Source organism: Psychroserpens damuponensis, from assembly GCF_000826655.1.
Lineage (GTDB): Bacteria > Bacteroidota > Bacteroidia > Flavobacteriales > Flavobacteriaceae > Psychroserpens > Psychroserpens damuponensis.
Genome location: NZ_JXJO01000023.1, coordinates 154,686 through 171,791, shown reverse-complemented (window position 1 = coordinate 171,791; position 17,106 = coordinate 154,686). Strand labels below are relative to the sequence as shown.

Genomic DNA, 17,106 nt, shown 5'->3' with positions numbered 1-17,106 from the left:
ATCTTGAAATGCTTCAAGCATTGTAGATATTTTCATTTCGTCTTTAGTGACTGCGACACGTCCTGATCGCGTAAATTGCATAATTCCGAAGGCATTTAATTCTCTATATAATAAATCTATTTCTTCTTTTCTTCCAGATTTTTCGATAGCAAAGAAGTCTTTGTTTACGGTTACGATTCTAGCATTACTTTCTTTGATGATATTCTGAATTTGACGTTCGTCAAATAACAATTCAGATTTAATTTTAAATAAGCATGATTCTTGATAAATGATTTCGTCTTCAGTATGATAGTAAGCTTTAATCACTTCAACTTGCTTCTCAATTTGACCGATAACTTTTTTCATTTGAGCTTCGGTAATATTAACAACAAGTGTAAATCTGGATACACCTTCTATTTCTGAAGGCGACGTATTTAAGCTTTCAACATTCATGTGTCGTCGTTGAAATATTGCTGAAATTCTATTTAGCAATCCAATATTGTTTTCTGTATATATTGAAACGGTAAATTGTTTGTTTTCTGTATTCATTCTTTTAATCGATGATAGAAAAAAGATAATAGAAAATAGACTTTTATGGTCTTTCAGGATTTTGAAATTTTTATTCTCTATTCTAGTTTCTTTGTTCTTATTTTACTCTAATCTTATATCTGATACACTAGCTCCTGTAGGTATCATTGGGAATACATTGCCTTCCTTTTCTACTCTTACTTCTAAGAAATAAGGACCTTCACAATCTATCATTTCTTTTACGGCAGTTTTTAAATCTTTACGTTCTGAAACCCTTTTGGCATCAATATGATAGCCTTTTGCAATGGCTACAAAATCTGGGTTTATCATTTCTGTAGATGCATAACGTTTATCAAAAAATAGCTGTTGCCATTGCCTAACCATTCCGAGGAATTCATTATTAAGTACCACAATTTTTACAGGTACTTTTTGTTGAAAAATAGTCCCTAACTCTTGAATATTCATTTGGTAACCTCCATCACCAGCAATCATAACGACCTCGCGTTGTGGTGCTGCCATTTTTGCTCCAATTGCTGCAGGTAAAGCAAATCCCATGGTTCCTAATCCGCCAGATGTTATATTGCTTTTAGATTGATTAAAGTTGGCATAACGACAAGCAATCATTTGATGCTGTCCTACATCACTTACAATAGCGGCTTCACCTTTGGTTTGTATGTTGATTTCTTTCAACACTTCTCCCATAGTTAAGCCCTCTTTGGTAGGATGTAAATCATTTTTAATGACTTTCTCGTATTCAATTTTATATAAATCTTTAAATTTTTGATGCCAATCGTTATGCGTATTTGCATTCAATAATGGTAATAATGCGTCAAGGCTAACTTTTGCGTCTCCAAGTACAGCAACATCGGTTTTTACGTTTTTATCAACTTCAGCAGGATCAATCTCAAAATGTACAATCTTTGCTTGCTTTGCATAAGATGCTAAGTTGCCAGTTACACGATCATCAAAACGCATTCCGATAGCGATTAAAACATCACATTCGTTGGTTAAAACATTTGGCGCATAATTACCATGCATACCAACCATACCAACATTTAATGGATGAGATGTTGGGATTGCAGATGCTCCAAGAATAGTCCATGCGGAAGGGATGCCAGCTTTTTCAACAACGGCTTTAAATTCGTTTTCTGCTTTTCCTAAAATAACACCTTGTCCCCAAACTATAAGTGGTTTTTTTGCATTATTAATCAGTTCGGCAGCAGCTTTTAGTGCGTTTTCTTCAGTGTAAGGAACAGGTTTGTAGCTTCTTACGCCTTTACATTTTTCGTATTTAAAATCGAACTCTTCAAACTGAGCGTCTTTAGTGATGTCCACCAAAACGGGTCCTGGTCGTCCGCTTTTGGCAATGTAAAATGCTTTGGCTAAGACCTCTGGGATTTGTGAAGCTTTGGTGATTTGACAATTCCATTTGGTGACTGGTGTAGAAATGCCTACAATGTCAGTTTCTTGAAACGCATCACTACCTAACAAATGCGAAGCAACCTGTCCTGTGATGCATACTAATGGTGTTGAATCTATTTGAGCATCTGCAATACCAGTAACTAAATTGGTAGCTCCAGGTCCTGAAGTTGCCATTGCGACACCAACTCTACCAGAAATACGTGCATATCCTTGTGCTGCGTGAGCAGCTCCTTGTTCGTGACGTGTTAAAACATGATGAATTTGATCTTGGTACTTAAATAATTCGTCATAAACTGGCATAATTGCGCCTCCAGGATAACCGTAAAGAATATCCACACCTTCGGCTAATAAACATTTTATGATGGCTTCACTACCAGAGATTCTTTCGGTGGTTTGAGTGTTATTAGATTCGTTTTTTATTGTTGTTGTTTCCATATTTTCCTGCTTTCCTATGAATTTTTTAGAATTCATCAGTTACGCAACCTTTGGAGGCTGATGACACTGTTTTTGCATATTTATAAAGTACACCACGTTCGAATTTTAATTCTGGTGCTTGCCATTTTAATCTTCTTTTTTCTAATTCGTCTTCGGAAACTTCCACTGAAATAGAGTTGGTCTCTGCATCGATAGTGATTAAATCTCCATCTTTAACTAATGCAATGTTGCCGCCTTCTTGTGCTTCTGGAGTTATATGGCCTACGACAAAACCGTGCGTACCTCCTGAGAATCTTCCATCGGTTATTAAAGCAACGTCCTTACCTAAACCTGCTCCCATAATAGCAGCCGTTGGTTTAAGCATTTCTGGCATGCCAGGTCCTCCTTTTGGACCTTCATATCTAATGACTATCACATCGCCTTTTTCTACTTTCCCGTCTCTTATTCCGTCATTTGCTGCATATTCACCTTCAAAAACCTTTGCTTTTCCTACAAAGTTTAATCCTTCTTTTCCGGTTATTTTAGCAACACTGCCTTCAGTAGCTAAATTTCCGTAGAGCATACGTAAATGACCAGAAATTTTGATAGGGTTCTCTATAGGTTTGATAACGTCTTGACCTTCGGTTAAATCGGCAACATCATGTAAGTTTTCAGCGATAGTATTTCCTGTAACTGTTAAGCAGTCTCCATGAATTAGTCCTTTTTTCAATAGATATTTCATAACAGCCGGAATTCCTCCAACAGCATGAACGTCTTCCATGAGATATTTTCCGCTAGGTTTTAAATCGGCTAAAAACGGAGTGTTATCACTTATATCTTGAAAATCTTTAAGGGTAAAATCTATTTGAGCAGCTCTTGCAATAGCTAAAAAGTGTAATACTGCATTAGTAGAACCACCTAGAATTGTTACTAGTCTTACAGCATTTTCAAGAGATTTTCTTGTGATTATATCGCTTGGTTTAATGTCTTTTTCTAATAATAGGCGTAAAGCTTCGCCTGCTTTTACAGATTCTTCTTTTTTTGAATCACTTAATGCGGGATTAGAAGAATTAAAAGGTAAGGTCATGCCAAGAGCTTCAATTGCAGATGCCATTGTGTTTGCTGTATACATGCCTCCACAAGCTCCTGCTCCTGGGCATGCTTTTTCAACAATATTTTGGTATTCTGTTTCTTGCATTGTACCTGCAACTTTACTTCCCCAAGCCTCAAAAGCAGAGACAACGTCTAATTTTTGTCCGTTATGGCAACCAGAATCTATTGTGCCTCCATAGACTAAAATACTTGGGCGATTTAATCGAATCATTGCCATTAGAGCGCCAGGCATATTTTTGTCACATCCTACTACAGTAATTAGCCCATCATAGCTCATGGCTTGTACGACGGTTTCCATGGAATCTGCAATAATATCACGTGAAGGCAGTGAGTATCGCATTCCTGGTGTTCCCATAGAGATGCCATCACTAACTCCAATTGTGTTAAAAATTAAGCCAATGACGTCTTCATTGTTTGTACCTTTCTTAACTAATTTTGCTAAATCATTAAGGTGCATGTTGCAAGGGTTGCCTTCGTAACCAGTGCTTGCAATACCTGCTATGGGTTTGAAGAAATCTTCTTTTGTTAATCCTATTGCGTGAAGCATAGCTTGAGCTGCTGGCTGTGTTGGATCTTGTGTAACGGTTTTACTGTATTTATTTAATTGACTCATATCTTTATTTGCTAAATCTAAAGTACTTGTTTGCTTTTATTTGGTGAATATTATTGATTGATTTTCGCTAGATTCAATGCTGTTGACTCTTATTTAAGGTGTTGGTAATCAAATATATATCATTTATTTTGTATGATGTTCAAGTATTTTAAATTTTTAAATAAAAAAAGTGCGCTTAGTGTAAAAGGGTTTTATTGAATTAATTTGGACTCAATTTTTAGTTGTAAAATTTCCGTAGAAAAAGTGATATAGGAAGTCTTTTAATGAATTCTAAATCAAAACGTGAAGTTATAAAAACCAAAAAACCCAATCTTTTCAGATCGGGTTTAGGTGGTGGTGCCTCCAGTACCACTTTTTGCTTTATAGTATGTTATCTCTATTTATTATATTTTAGTTAAAAGCTATGTTATTACTGTGTTTGTAGTGATTGTTGTATAATTTGTTTACTTTTGAAATAACAATATATAATGTGATTGTTGTCCCTATTGTTGTCCCTTTATTAATTTATAAGAATCATATTTTATGAGTAAAGCAATTCAATCTACCTCTGGAACCATTAAGTATAGGTTAAAAGATGTTAACGCTAAAACAGAAACTTCCATAGTTTTAGATTATAGCTTTGGAAGAAATAATCGAATAAAGTTTGCTACTGGGTATAAAGTGAATCCAAAAAATTGGGATAAATCTAATCAAAGAATTAGGGCTGTCTCAACATTGCGAAATCGTGACACGGTCAATAAAGATTTACTTAGGTATTCTTCTAATTTTATAGAAGAAGTTTCCAACTTAACTGAAGTAGAAAAGCAGAATAGGAAAATTCTCAAAGGATTATTAGAAAAAATTATTCGAGACTCGGAAGAGGTCGAAAAACCAATTACTTCGTTTTTTGAGTTTGCAGAAAATTTTATTAGTAGTAAAGAAAATCAGGCTAAAAATATAGGAGCTGTTAAGTTGAGTCCAATTACTGTTCGATCTTATAAACAAACCGTTAATAGATTAAAAGACTTTGACAAGGAGGTCAAATACAGTTTAGATTTTGAATCAATCAATTTAAAGTTCTATTACATTTTTATAGAGTTCTTGGAGAAAAAGAACTATTCCATCAATACAATTGGAAAGCACATTAAGAATTTAGTTACAATTTTGAATCGAGCTTCAGATGATGGTATTAATACCAATTTTCAGTATAGGCATAGGGAATTCAAAACGGTGTCAGAAGAAACAATATCAATATACCTTACTGAATCAGAAATTGAAGCGCTGTATAATGTTGATTTGTCTAAGACAAAAGATTGGGAACTCGCACGTGATATTTTTTTGATTGGATATTACACGGGTCAAAGGGTGTCAGATTATAATGGTATTAGGGCTGACCAGATTAAAGTTTTCAATAATAGGGAGGTTTTTGAATTTACGCAGAAGAAAACAAGTAAAAAGGTCTACGTTCCAATCCATCCTCGCATAAAATCTATAATGAATGAGAGATATGATGGTAATCTCCCTCGTAAATTAAATGCTCCTGATATAAATGAATACATAAAAGAAGCTGGAAGAAAAGCAAAAATCAATGAACAAATTTCTATTAAAAGAACAATAGGAGGGAAGAAAACAAATGAAACGGTATCAAAACATACTTTAATCGTTTCTCATACAGCTCGAAGATCATTTTGTACGAATGCCTATCTTTCTAAAATGTCAACAATAGATATTATGGCAATAAGTGGTCATTCAACAGAGCGAGAATTTTACAAGTATATTAAAGTGACACCTCAAGAAAGAGCAGTAAAAATTGCTGATAGTGCATTTTTTCAATAAAATTAACTTAAAAATCAAACTATGAATTATAAAGAAATATTTGCAATTAATAAAACTCATTTCAATAAGTTGAAAGTAGAAGAAGTCAATAAAGGCTTAAAATATGAACTTGATAATTTTGATTATCATGAACCAGAATTGATTGATGATTTTTATCTAAAATATTTTTTAAAAGAACTATTAATAGAAATAGATGTTCTTGATGTGGATGAATTTCTTAACTATCATTATGGTCAATCTTCAAATCAGGAATTGCTTTTAAAGGTTTTGAAATATAAAATTTTACCAAAAATAGATGAAGTATTGAATAACGCTCAATTTAGCATGTCTGAAGGTGGTTATTATAATGAAATAAGCTTAGAGGATGATTTTATAAAAACAGAAAATGTAATACTTAAGCCAAGCTATGAAGATACTTTGCTATATCATATAGTAGATTATCAAAATCTTCATGAGGATATCAAAATAAGAAAAACATTTATTTCAGATTTTGTAGAACGTTATTCAAATTTAAAACTTAATAATATCTCAAATAAGTTAATATGGTCTGGTAAACCTGCTCATTTGGCATATTTTGTTAGTCAGTTGATTGCGGAAAATTATATGGATCCACCAATTAAAAAAAATGGTGAGATTAATTATCAGGAATTATCACGTATGATCCTAAATTCATTTGATTTTACAGGCATTGATCCTTCAATTGAAACTTTAAGAAAATATAGTAGTGTGGATTCTGAAAAATTTATAAAACTTAATGAAAATTTTTTAAAAAATGGATTTCACCTTCCGGATTCTGGAAGATTAGGATAGGTACCGGTACCTACTGGTACTTTAAGAGGTGTTATTTGGGTTTAACTTTGTACCTGAAATAAATACTAAATAACAACAAATGAAATCAAAACAATTACATTTTTATCAAACAACTCCTGAAGAACTTACAGACAATATCTTGATTGGTGTAGACATTAAGCTGAAGGAGTTTTTTAAAAAATATAGGCCTCCTAAAAAGGATGATGAAGAATTGCTCACTGTAGATGAGACAATAAAATTACTCAAATGTAGTAAGCAAGCATTATGGAATTGGCGAAAAAATGAAATTCTTCCCAGTTATCGAATTGGAAACCGAGTGTACTACAAAAAAAGTGATATATATCTTAAACTTATTAAGCAAGATTAATTATGATAGGATATGTACTCATGCATCGGGATTTAATGGATTGGGAATGGTATCAATCGCCAAATATAGTGCGACTTTATTTTCATTTAATTTTTAAAGTAAATTTTAAGGATAAAAAATGGCAAGGACAGCTTGTTAAAAGAGGTCAATTAATTACTTCAAATAACCATTTAGCTACAGATCTAAGATTGTCTATACAAGCTGTACGAACTGCAATTCAAAAATTGCAAGACAGTGGTTATATTAAAATTAAATCAACAAACCGATTTACTCTTATAACCCTTATTAATTATGATAAATTCCAGTCTGCAAATACTGAAAGTAACAAACCAGTTAACTTGCAAACAGTTTTCAAGAAACATACAAACAACACTCAAATAACAACAACTAAAGAAAGTAAAAAGGGAAATGAATTTAATAAAGAAACAATTAATGATAGACGTGTAAGATTTAAAAAACAAGTTTTTAAGCACTCTAAAATTAAATTTGAAATATTAGAATCTTTTTTTGATTACTGGAGCGAATTAAGTTTAGATAAAACCAAAATGCGTTACGAAACAGAGAGGTTTTTTGAAATTGATAAACGTTTAACAAAATGGTTGGCAAATGAAAGAACTCCTAAAATAAAGAGTAAATCCAAGACTGAATTATTAACTAATAGATAATTTACTACTATGAGAAATAATAAGGTTAAAAATACTAAGCAAATATTAAATCAATTAATAGAACGTAGTTATAGCTCAAATTTTAATAATCAAATGGAGCCCGAACATGAAATCACTAAACGGGAATTATGGAAAGTCTTTCTTAAAACATTTGAAGAAATGTACGGAAAAGAACTTCAAGAGAGTTGTGATGTTATCCATAATTTAAAAGTATTGTTTTTTTATTTTTTGAGGGATAAAGAGTTTTTTGAATGTGAAAATTTAAGAGCAGATATAAGTATTCCTTCTTTCGCAAAGGGACTAATGTTGATAGGTGGTTATGGTTTAGGAAAGACAGATTACATGAGAGTTTTTGAAAACATCTTCAAAAAGTACCCAAATTTAAGATTTAAGATTTATACATCTAAATCACTTGTGCATCATTATGAAGTTTGTAAAACCCCAATGGACAAAGAAAGTTTTTTTAAAGATGTAGAGCGAAAATTGATGTTTATTGATGATGTTAATTCTGAAAGAATAGCAAGTAATTATGGGCATATTGATGTTATCGATGAAGTGTTGATAAATCGCTATGATAAAAATCTAATAACATTTGCTTCTTGTAACTATACAACAAATGATAATTGTGCGAAACAAACTTTGCAAGATCTTGGATTACGATATGGAGGTCGGATGTATGATCGTTTCCATGAAATGTTTAACATTATTGAATTTAAAGGAACAAGTTTTAGAAGATGATAAAAGGTTAAATAAAACCTTATTTAACGTATTTAGTACAAAAAAGACTCAATAAACTATGAAAACAAACAAATACTGCAAACATTGTCATCAAATGTTTGAATCAAGGAGAAGTAACCACGTGTATTGCACAACGAGTTGTAAAACAAAAGCAAGTTACAAGCGAAATGATTATAAATACGTTTCTGGACATTATAAAAAGGATGAAACTATAGCTTTAAATCAAGAAAATAGTTTGGTTAATTCCAATGAAATTATGGCGAGTATTAAAGCAATTGATGAAAGGTTAAGTAATTTAAAACCTTCTACAGAAATTAATACAGTTGCAATTTCAAATTCAGCTATAGGATCAATGACTTCTGATGCAGTAGTTTTTTCTGCAAAGAAAATATTTGCACCAAATACGTTACCAGCAACTAAAGGTGATATTGAGAGCTTAAAAGAAGAATTAAAACAATTAAAAACTGCTATAATATTCAATAAAACAAAAAAGTTCCCATCCAACTTTTAGAAAAGGATTATGAAGGTAAAATTACTTTTAATTACTATTTTTAGAGAATAAAGAATTTTATCCATTTAAATGGCATTATTTCAAACATCAGTAATAAAAACATATCTGGCACAACAAGATAATTCAGTAGTAGAGCGTGCCTATAAAAAATATACTAAGTATTTTCATAATGCTACCATTCAAGAGAATATTAAAAACTCAAAAGAAGAACAGTACCAGGCAAAGTTTCTGGACGAGCTGTTTGTCAACGTCTTGGGTTATACCCTGAATCCAAAACCTGATTTCAATATCACAACCGAGTTTAAAAACCAAAAAGGAGCAGGAAAAGCTGATGGAGCTATTTTAAAAGAAACCAAAGCAATTGGAGTTATTGAACTAAAGGGAACTAATACCAAAGATTTAGAAAGCATCCGTAAACAGGCATTCGACTATAAAGCCAATCAAAAAGGCTGTGTGTATGTCATTACATCCAATTTTGAGAAGTTGCGATTTTACATCAATGATGCTACCGAGTTTTTAGAGTTCAATCTCTTTCAATTAGCACCCGAAGAATTTGCCTTAATGTACTTGTGCTTGCAAAAGGATAACATTCTTAACAATCTACCACTAACAATAAAAGAAGCCTCTTTAGTTGAAGAAGACAAGATTACCAAACAGTTTTACAACGACTATTCCGTTTTTAAACGCGAACTCTTTAGAGACCTGGTAAAACGAAATGCCAAACGCATTAAATCCGAAGCTGTCACATCGAGCGCAGTCGAGATGTCTCAAGAAACAGACGAACTAAAAGCACTCGAAAAAAACGTAAAACTATCCCTATTCAAAAAATCACAGAAACTCATAGACCGTTTTCTGTTTATTTTCTTTGCCGAAGATAGAGACCTCTTACCACCAAACTCAACCATCCAAATTCTCGATAAGTGGAAAGCCGATATTGATTTTGGTGACGAACGCCCATTATACAACCTCTTTAAACAATACTTTCATTTTTTAGATGAAGGTAGAAAAGGCACAACTTCAAGAGCAGAAATATATGCCTATAATGGCGGGTTGTTTAAACCGGATGCTATTTTAGATAGTTTGGAGATTGATGATGACTTACTTTACAAACACACCTACAAACTCGCTAAATACGATTTTAGCAGTCAAGTAGATGTTAACATTTTAGGGCACATCTTTGAAAACTCACTCAACGAAATAGAAAGCATTAATGCCGAAATCGAAGGTGGCGAGTTCGATAAGCAAAAGAGCAAACGCAAAAAAGATGGCGTGTTCTACACACCAAAATACATTACCAAATACATTGTAGAAAATACCGTTGGTAAACTTTGCCAAGAGAAAAAAGACCAATTAGGTTTTAAGGAAGAAGCCTATTTCGAGATAAAAAAGGGAACACACCAAAACACCAAAAAGCAACTATTAGAAGTTTTAGATAACTACAGAGAATGGTTACTGCAAATAACCATTTGCGACCCTGCTTGTGGCTCTGGAGCATTCTTAAACCAAGCGTTAGATTTTTTAATAAAAGAACACCGTTACATCGATGAGCTAAAAGCAAAAGTATTGGGTGGTGGCCTTATTTTAAGTGATATAGAAAACACCATTTTAGAAAACAATATTTACGGTGTGGACCTTAACGAAGAATCCGTAGAAATAGCCAAACTATCGCTTTGGTTACGCACCGCACAACCACGACGTAAGTTAAGCGATTTAAGCAGCAACATTAAATGCGGCAACTCATTAATTGATAGCAAAACTGTAGCAGGAGATAAAGCCTTTAATTGGCAACAAGAATTTCCACAGATTTTCAATCCGTCATTGCGAGGAACGAAGCAATCTGTTGATGTAAAACAAGGCTTTGATGTAGTGATTGGGAATCCGCCTTATGTCAGTTCGAAAGACGGAAATTTTACCAATAACGAAAAGGAATATTATTTAGGTAAATATGATACATCAGTTTATCAAATAGACCTTTATGTTTTGTTCATTGAGAAATGTTCACATTTAATAAATAGAAAAGGAATAATATCGCTGATTATACCAAACGCCTGGTTGAACAATATTTTCTTGTCACCAGTAAGGAAGAAAATATTAGCTGAGTATAAACTTTATGAGTTTGTTGATATGCCTTCAAATACTTTCATTGACGCAAATGTTGATACAATAATTGTTAATTATGGATTAAAAAAGAGAGGTAAAGAAACCGTGATTTTATATTTTGACAATTCTCAAATCTTTGAAAAATTCTCATCTCTACAAGAAGGTTGGCTGCAGGAGGATAATTTCATTATTAATCTTTCAGTAAATAAATCTATATTAAATTGTTTAAGAAAAATTGAAAAAAACACCCTGAAATTATCAGAAATTTCACGAATTGGTCGTGGTGTCGGACTTTATCATAAACGTGTGGGGCATACAAAAGAATTTATATCGCAAGATCCATTTCAGTCAAATATTCAAAAAGATTCAACTTTTAAACCATATATAAAAGGTAAAAATATAAACAGGTGGACTATTAACTGGCAAAATGATGGTTATGTAAGTTATGGTAAATGGCTTGCAGAACCAAGAGAAATTGATTTTTTTGAAGGCAATAGAATTTTATTACGGCAAATACCATCTAAACTTCTATATGCAACTGAAATAGAAGAATTATTCTTTACTGACCAATCAGTATTTATTGCAAAATTTAATGAAAATTCTGAATTTAATTCTAAAAGTGTTTTAGGTATTATAAATTCTAAATTGATGAGCTTTTATTTTAGGTTTAAACATTCAGAATTCGATGACTTATTTCCAAAAGTTAAACTTCAACACTTTAAAGATTTTCCTATCGCTAAATCTAATACAGTTCTATTAGAAAATGTATTGAAAATCCAAACATTTGCAAATCAGCATATAAATCAAAAAAATAGTTTCCAACGGTTTATTTTGTCGTCATTTAATCTGCTTAAACTTTCACGCAAACTCGAAAACTGGCACGAATTAGACTTTGCAGACTTTATAAAAGAACTCAACAAAGCCATTAAAAAAGCAGGTGGCACACCGCTTGCCAAAAAAGACGAGTTTGAGTGGTTAGAACTTTTTGAGGATAACAAGAAAAAAGCCCAAGAGTTACAAGCCCAAATCACTCAAACAGAAAAAACAATTGATACTATGGTGTACGATTTATATGGTCTAACAGAGGAAGAACGAGACATTGTTGAAAACGCATAGCTATAGCTATAACACTTTTGCACAACCATTGCATTCAATAATTTGTATATTTGTATAAGTTATATGAAAATATTTGTTTCCATATCAATGTCTATTTTATTCTTTTTTCAAGGGATAAGCATAGATATGGACTTTTGTGGTCCAATTAAAGAAATTTCAAATGTAATTACCCATTATCAAGAGCATAAAGTTTATGGAGACTCTTTCTTTGAATATGTAGTTGAAGATTACATTGACAGCGATGCTAAAAATGAAGAGCAACATCATAACCCTGACAAGGAGAATACACCAGTCCATTCCCATAATCAATGTTGTCACCCTTTAGTGTTAATTATTGCGAAAAATAATTTGGCATTAAACAATCGACTAAAGTTTGAAGAGAAAAAACAATATAATTTACATAAAGCAAACTTCACTTCCAGATATTTGGAATCACTTTTTCAACCACCTAAAGTATAATTCAGTTTTTAATGGATAATTATATCCAATTTTGAGCCTAAAGGGTTCTTTTCATTTCGTGTAATTCTATTTCTTATATCAGAATTATTTCGAATAGTTTAACTGAATTAATACATTTTCTATGATTAATAAAATCATTGATTTTTCAATCAATAACAAATTCATTATTGGTTTGCTTACGCTTACCATAATCGGAACAGGTATTTGGAGTATGACCAAAGTGCCAATAGATGCTGTTCCAGATATTACCAATAACCAAGTACAGGTTATAACACAATCCCCCAATTTAGGTACTGAAGATATTGAGCAAATTGTTACTTATCCTATTGAGGTGGCAATGAGCAACCTGCCAGATGTACAGGAAATTAGGTCAATCTCTCGTTTTGGTTTATCGGTGGTTACCATTGTATTTGACGATGATATGGGTACGTATCTACCTCGCCAATTAGTAGCTGAAAAACTAAATGAAGTCAAAGAACAAATTCCAGCTGGTTTTGGAGAACCTACTATGGGACCTATTTCAACAGGATTAGGGGAAATTTACCAATACACCTTAAAAGTAGCACCAGAGTATAAAGACAAATACGACATTGCAGATTTACGCTCAATGCAAGATTGGATTGTACAACGTCAAATGGCAATGGTAGAAGGTGTAGTTGAGGTTAACGCCATAGGTGGAAAAATAAAACAATACGAAGTAGCGGTTGACCCAAACGATTTAAACGCAATTGGGTTGACCATTACAGATGTGTTTAATGCACTTGAAGCTAATAATCAAAATACAGGAGGTGCTTATATTGAAAAAAACCATCAGGCTAATTTTATTCGTGGAGAAGGCTTGGTACGGAGTTTAGAAGACATTAAAAAAATTACGGTTAAGAATATCAATAATATTCCTATCACTATTGGCGATATTGCTACGGTACAATTTGGTTCTGCCATACGTTACGGTGCATTAACCCAAGATGGTGAAGGTGAAGTTGTAGGTGGATTGGTGATGATGCTAAAAGGTGCAAATTCCAATGATGTTATTGCCAATGTAAAAGAGCGAATGGCTCAAATTGAAAAGTCATTACCTGAAGGTGTAATTATTGAGCCATTATTAGACCGAAGTAAATTAATTGGCGAAACAACTTCTACTGTAACCACAAATCTTATTGAAGGTGCATTGATAGTAATTTTTGTGCTCATTTTCTTATTGGGTAATTGGCGAGGTGGTTTAATCGTTGCTTCAACTATACCATTATCCTTATTATTCGCTTTTATTTTAATGAATGTTTTTGATGTTTGGGTAAACCTAATGAGTTTAGGAGCAATAGATTTCGGAATTATAGTTGATGGAGCGGTAATAATAGTTGAAAGTACAGTATTTCTCATTGCATCACAAGTCCTAAAAAAGAAGCAGCTTACATCCAAAGAACGAGATAAAGTGGCGTCTAATGCTTCAAAAAAGATGATGAACGCTGCGTTTTTCGGTCAGTTGATTATCCTTATCGTTTTTCTACCCATTTTAGCTTTACAAGGTATTGAAGGAAAGATGTTTAAACCAATGGCGTTGACCTTTATTTTCGCTATGATTGGTGCAATGGTACTTTGTTTAACCTATGTGCCTATGATGTCAGCTCTAATATTAAGAGCACCAAAAAATGATAATAAATCCTATGGAGATAGATTTGTACATTGGGTTGAAGACAAATACCAACCCTTATTGGTTAGAGCCTTGCGAAAAGGGAAATGGGTAATTGGTATTGCAGTTGTGTTGTTCGGAATAACCGTTTTTATGTTTTCAAGAATGGGTGGCGAGTTCATTCCGCAACTCGATGAAGGCGATATTGCATTTCACGCTATTTTAAAACCAGGTAGTTCACTTACAGAAACTATTGAAACTACTACCAAAATAGAACAAATAGTAAAAGCAAAATTTCCAGAAGTCGATAAAATTGTGAGTCGTATTGGTGTTGCCGAAATTCCAACCGACCCGATGCCTATGGATATTGCCGATGTTTTTGTAATCCTGAAACCTAAAAGTGAATGGACTACAATAGAATCAAAAGATGAATTGATTGAAGCAATGAAAGAAGCAGTTGAAATGGTTCCTGGTGTTAATTATGAGTTTACACAACCTATTGAAATGCGTTTTAACGAGTTATTAGAAGGTGTTCGTGAAGATATTGCCATAAAACTTTATGGTGAAGATATTGACATTCTATCTCAAAAAGCCGAAGAAATATCTAAAATTATCGCAGGTACTGAAGGTATTGGCGATATGAAAGCGGAAGCCACAACAGGTTTGCCACAAATGACAATCAATTACAACAGGAATAAATTGGCGCAATATGGACTTCAAATAAATACGCTTAATCAAACCGTACAATCTGCATTTGCAGGTGGTACAGCAGGTGTGATTTTTGAAGGTGAAAAACGCTTCGATTTAGTAGTACGATTAAGTGATCAAAACCGTAAGGATATTTCAGATGTTCAAAACCTGTATATCAATTTACCTTCAGGTGCTCAAATTCCTTTGCGTGAAATTGCAGATGTAAGCTACAAAGCAGGACCAATGCAAATAAGTAGAGACAATACCAACAGAAGAACCTATGTAGGTGTTAATGTTAGAGGACGTGATGTAAAATCGTTAGTAACTGAAATTAAATCAAAATTAGATGCACAATTAGAATTACCATCAGGTTATTTTATTCGTTATGGTGGTGCATTTGAAAATTTAGAACGTGCCAGCAACCGATTACAAACCGTCGTGCCTATTGCATTGTTACTCATATTTATACTAATATATTTTGCATTAAAATCTTTACCACAGACCTTAATGATTTACATAGCAATTCCAATGGCAACTATTGGTGGTGTTGTGGCGTTGTGGTTACGTGAAATGCCATTTAGTATTTCGGCAGGTGTTGGTTTTATTGTGCTGTTTGGTGTTGCAGTTTTAAATGGTTTGGTAATGATAAGCGGACTCAACGAATTAAAAGAAGAAGGTGTAACCAATCTAAAGGATAGAATAGTTGAAGGTACAAAACGAAGAATCAGACCTATTATGCTAACTGCTTTTACAGATGTATTAGGCTTCTTACCTATGGCAATTTCATCATCAGCAGGTGCAGAAGTACAACGTCCTTTGGCAACTGTTGTTATTGGTGGATTATTAACTTCAACTTTGCTAACACTATTTGTGCTACCAATTTTATACCATTGGGTAGAAAACAAATCATTTATGTTTAAACCAAACAAAAAGTTAGTAACAGCGACTGCTATGGTATTATTACTATTTGGCTTTTCACCACAAAGTAATGCACAAGAGTTGATTGTAACAATTCCCGAAATTTCATTACAAGAAGCTGTTAAACTCGCAAAAAGTAATTATCCATTGCTCAAACAAAAGCAATTGGAAATCACGAAACAAGAGCAATTAAAAGCGACTGCTTATGATTTTGGTACTACTCAAATTTTTACTGGTGGAGAAGAAATTAATAGTGGTAATGGCATTTATACAACCATTGGTATAGGTCAATCTAATATTGATGTATTTGGTATAGGTTCTAAAAAGAAGCTACAAGAACAACGCATTCAATTGGCGCAAAAAGCCTTTCAACTTTCCGAGTTGGAATTAGAATTGGAAGTTAAAAAAGCTTGGTCTAATTGCTATCAAATGAAACAAAACTATGATTTGTATAAGGAATTGGATTCCATTTATTCCAAATTCGAGCAAGCAGTAGCTTTAAATTATGAAGTCGAAGCTATTTCTAAATTAGAATATTCGGCAGCAAAAAATCAAGCGTTTCAAATTCAGAATAAAAAAGCGCAAGCCTATAGTAATTATCTTATTGCCTTACAGCAATTCAATTTGTGGTTGGTATCAGAAGAAATTTTTACAGTTTCAGATGAATTTGAGGTAGCGATAGATAGTGATATGGAAACATTCAGTATTGAAAGTCATCCATTGTACAGTATGTCGCAGAACATTGTAGATGAAGCGGAAGCTAAATATAAAGCTGCAAAAGCAGATAATTTGCCAAAGTTCAATCTTCAAGGTGGTTTACAAAAAGTAAATGGCAATTCAGGATTTTACACCTATCAAGCAGGAATTTCAATTCCGTTTTTATCAGGTACTAACAAAGCACAGATTAGAAGTGCCAGCATTGATAAAGACATAGCCGAAACCAATGTAGCGTTCAAAAAACAGGAAGTACAATCAAGGTTTGCTCAGGCTAAAGAAAATTATATGAAATGGAAAACATCTTGGGAGTTTTACAAAGACCAAGTTTTACCATTAACAAAAGAGCAAAAAACAGGTGCATTACTGGCATATAGAGAAGGCGAAATTGATTATACTGCATTTACGCAGTTGATAAAAGAGGCCATTCAATCGGAACTTGAAGCACAGACTGCATTAGTAAACTATTTAGAAAGCACATTTCAATTACAATATTTTAATCAATAA

At 33.0% G+C, this 17,106-nt stretch carries 12 protein-coding genes; 9 read left to right on the top strand and 3 right to left on the bottom strand.

The window, feature by feature from the left end:
- From ilvN to ilvD, 3 genes are all read right to left on the bottom strand, one after another.
- Positions 1-528: acetolactate synthase small subunit (gene ilvN, locus TD29_RS14335; protein ID WP_040281512.1), on the bottom strand; the 528-nt coding region annotated here is incomplete at its 3' end.
- Positions 529-630: 102 nt separating this feature from the next.
- Positions 631-2,364, bottom strand: coding sequence for a biosynthetic-type acetolactate synthase large subunit (gene ilvB, locus TD29_RS14330; RefSeq protein ID WP_040281549.1), 1,734 nt, complete (start codon positions 2,362-2,364; stop codon positions 631-633).
- 25 nt (positions 2,365-2,389) lie between these two features.
- Positions 2,390-4,069 carry a dihydroxy-acid dehydratase gene (gene ilvD, locus TD29_RS14325; protein WP_040281510.1) on the bottom strand — a complete coding sequence of 560 codons (1,680 nt, stop codon included), beginning with the start codon at positions 4,067-4,069 and terminating at the stop codon, positions 2,390-2,392.
- Positions 4,070-4,591: 522 nt separating this feature from the next.
- On the opposite strand from ilvD, the gene TD29_RS14320 reads away from it, so the two are divergent.
- From TD29_RS14320 to TD29_RS14280, 9 genes are all read left to right on the top strand, one after another.
- A complete protein-coding gene (locus tag TD29_RS14320; protein ID WP_052467126.1) occupies positions 4,592-5,884 on the top strand; it encodes a site-specific integrase in 1,293 nt (430 codons plus the stop codon).
- A 21-nt stretch (positions 5,885-5,905) separates the two neighbouring features.
- Positions 5,906-6,694, top strand: a complete 789-nt coding sequence (locus TD29_RS14315; RefSeq protein WP_040281509.1) for a hypothetical protein — start codon at positions 5,906-5,908, stop codon at positions 6,692-6,694.
- 79 nt (positions 6,695-6,773) lie between these two features.
- Positions 6,774-7,061, top strand: coding sequence for a helix-turn-helix domain-containing protein (locus tag TD29_RS14310; RefSeq protein WP_040281507.1), 288 nt, complete (start codon positions 6,774-6,776; stop codon positions 7,059-7,061).
- A 2-nt stretch (positions 7,062-7,063) separates the two neighbouring features.
- Positions 7,064-7,726, top strand: coding sequence for a hypothetical protein (locus TD29_RS14305; RefSeq protein WP_152611529.1), 663 nt, complete (start codon positions 7,064-7,066; stop codon positions 7,724-7,726).
- 9 nt (positions 7,727-7,735) lie between these two features.
- Positions 7,736-8,464, top strand: a complete 729-nt coding sequence (locus tag TD29_RS14300; protein ID WP_040281503.1) for a P-loop NTPase family protein — start codon at positions 7,736-7,738, stop codon at positions 8,462-8,464.
- Between the two features lie 58 nt (positions 8,465-8,522).
- Positions 8,523-8,975: a hypothetical protein gene (locus tag TD29_RS14295; protein ID WP_152611528.1), complete on the top strand. Its 453-nt coding sequence runs from the start codon at positions 8,523-8,525 to the stop codon at positions 8,973-8,975.
- 69 nt (positions 8,976-9,044) lie between these two features.
- Positions 9,045-12,191, top strand: a complete 3,147-nt coding sequence (locus tag TD29_RS14290; protein WP_040281500.1) for an Eco57I restriction-modification methylase domain-containing protein — start codon at positions 9,045-9,047, stop codon at positions 12,189-12,191.
- Between the two features lie 63 nt (positions 12,192-12,254).
- Positions 12,255-12,650, top strand: a complete 396-nt coding sequence (locus TD29_RS14285; RefSeq protein WP_241485283.1) for a hypothetical protein — start codon at positions 12,255-12,257, stop codon at positions 12,648-12,650.
- A gap of 121 nt (positions 12,651-12,771) precedes the next feature.
- Positions 12,772-17,106, top strand: coding sequence for a CusA/CzcA family heavy metal efflux RND transporter (locus tag TD29_RS14280; protein ID WP_040281498.1), 4,335 nt, complete (start codon positions 12,772-12,774; stop codon positions 17,104-17,106).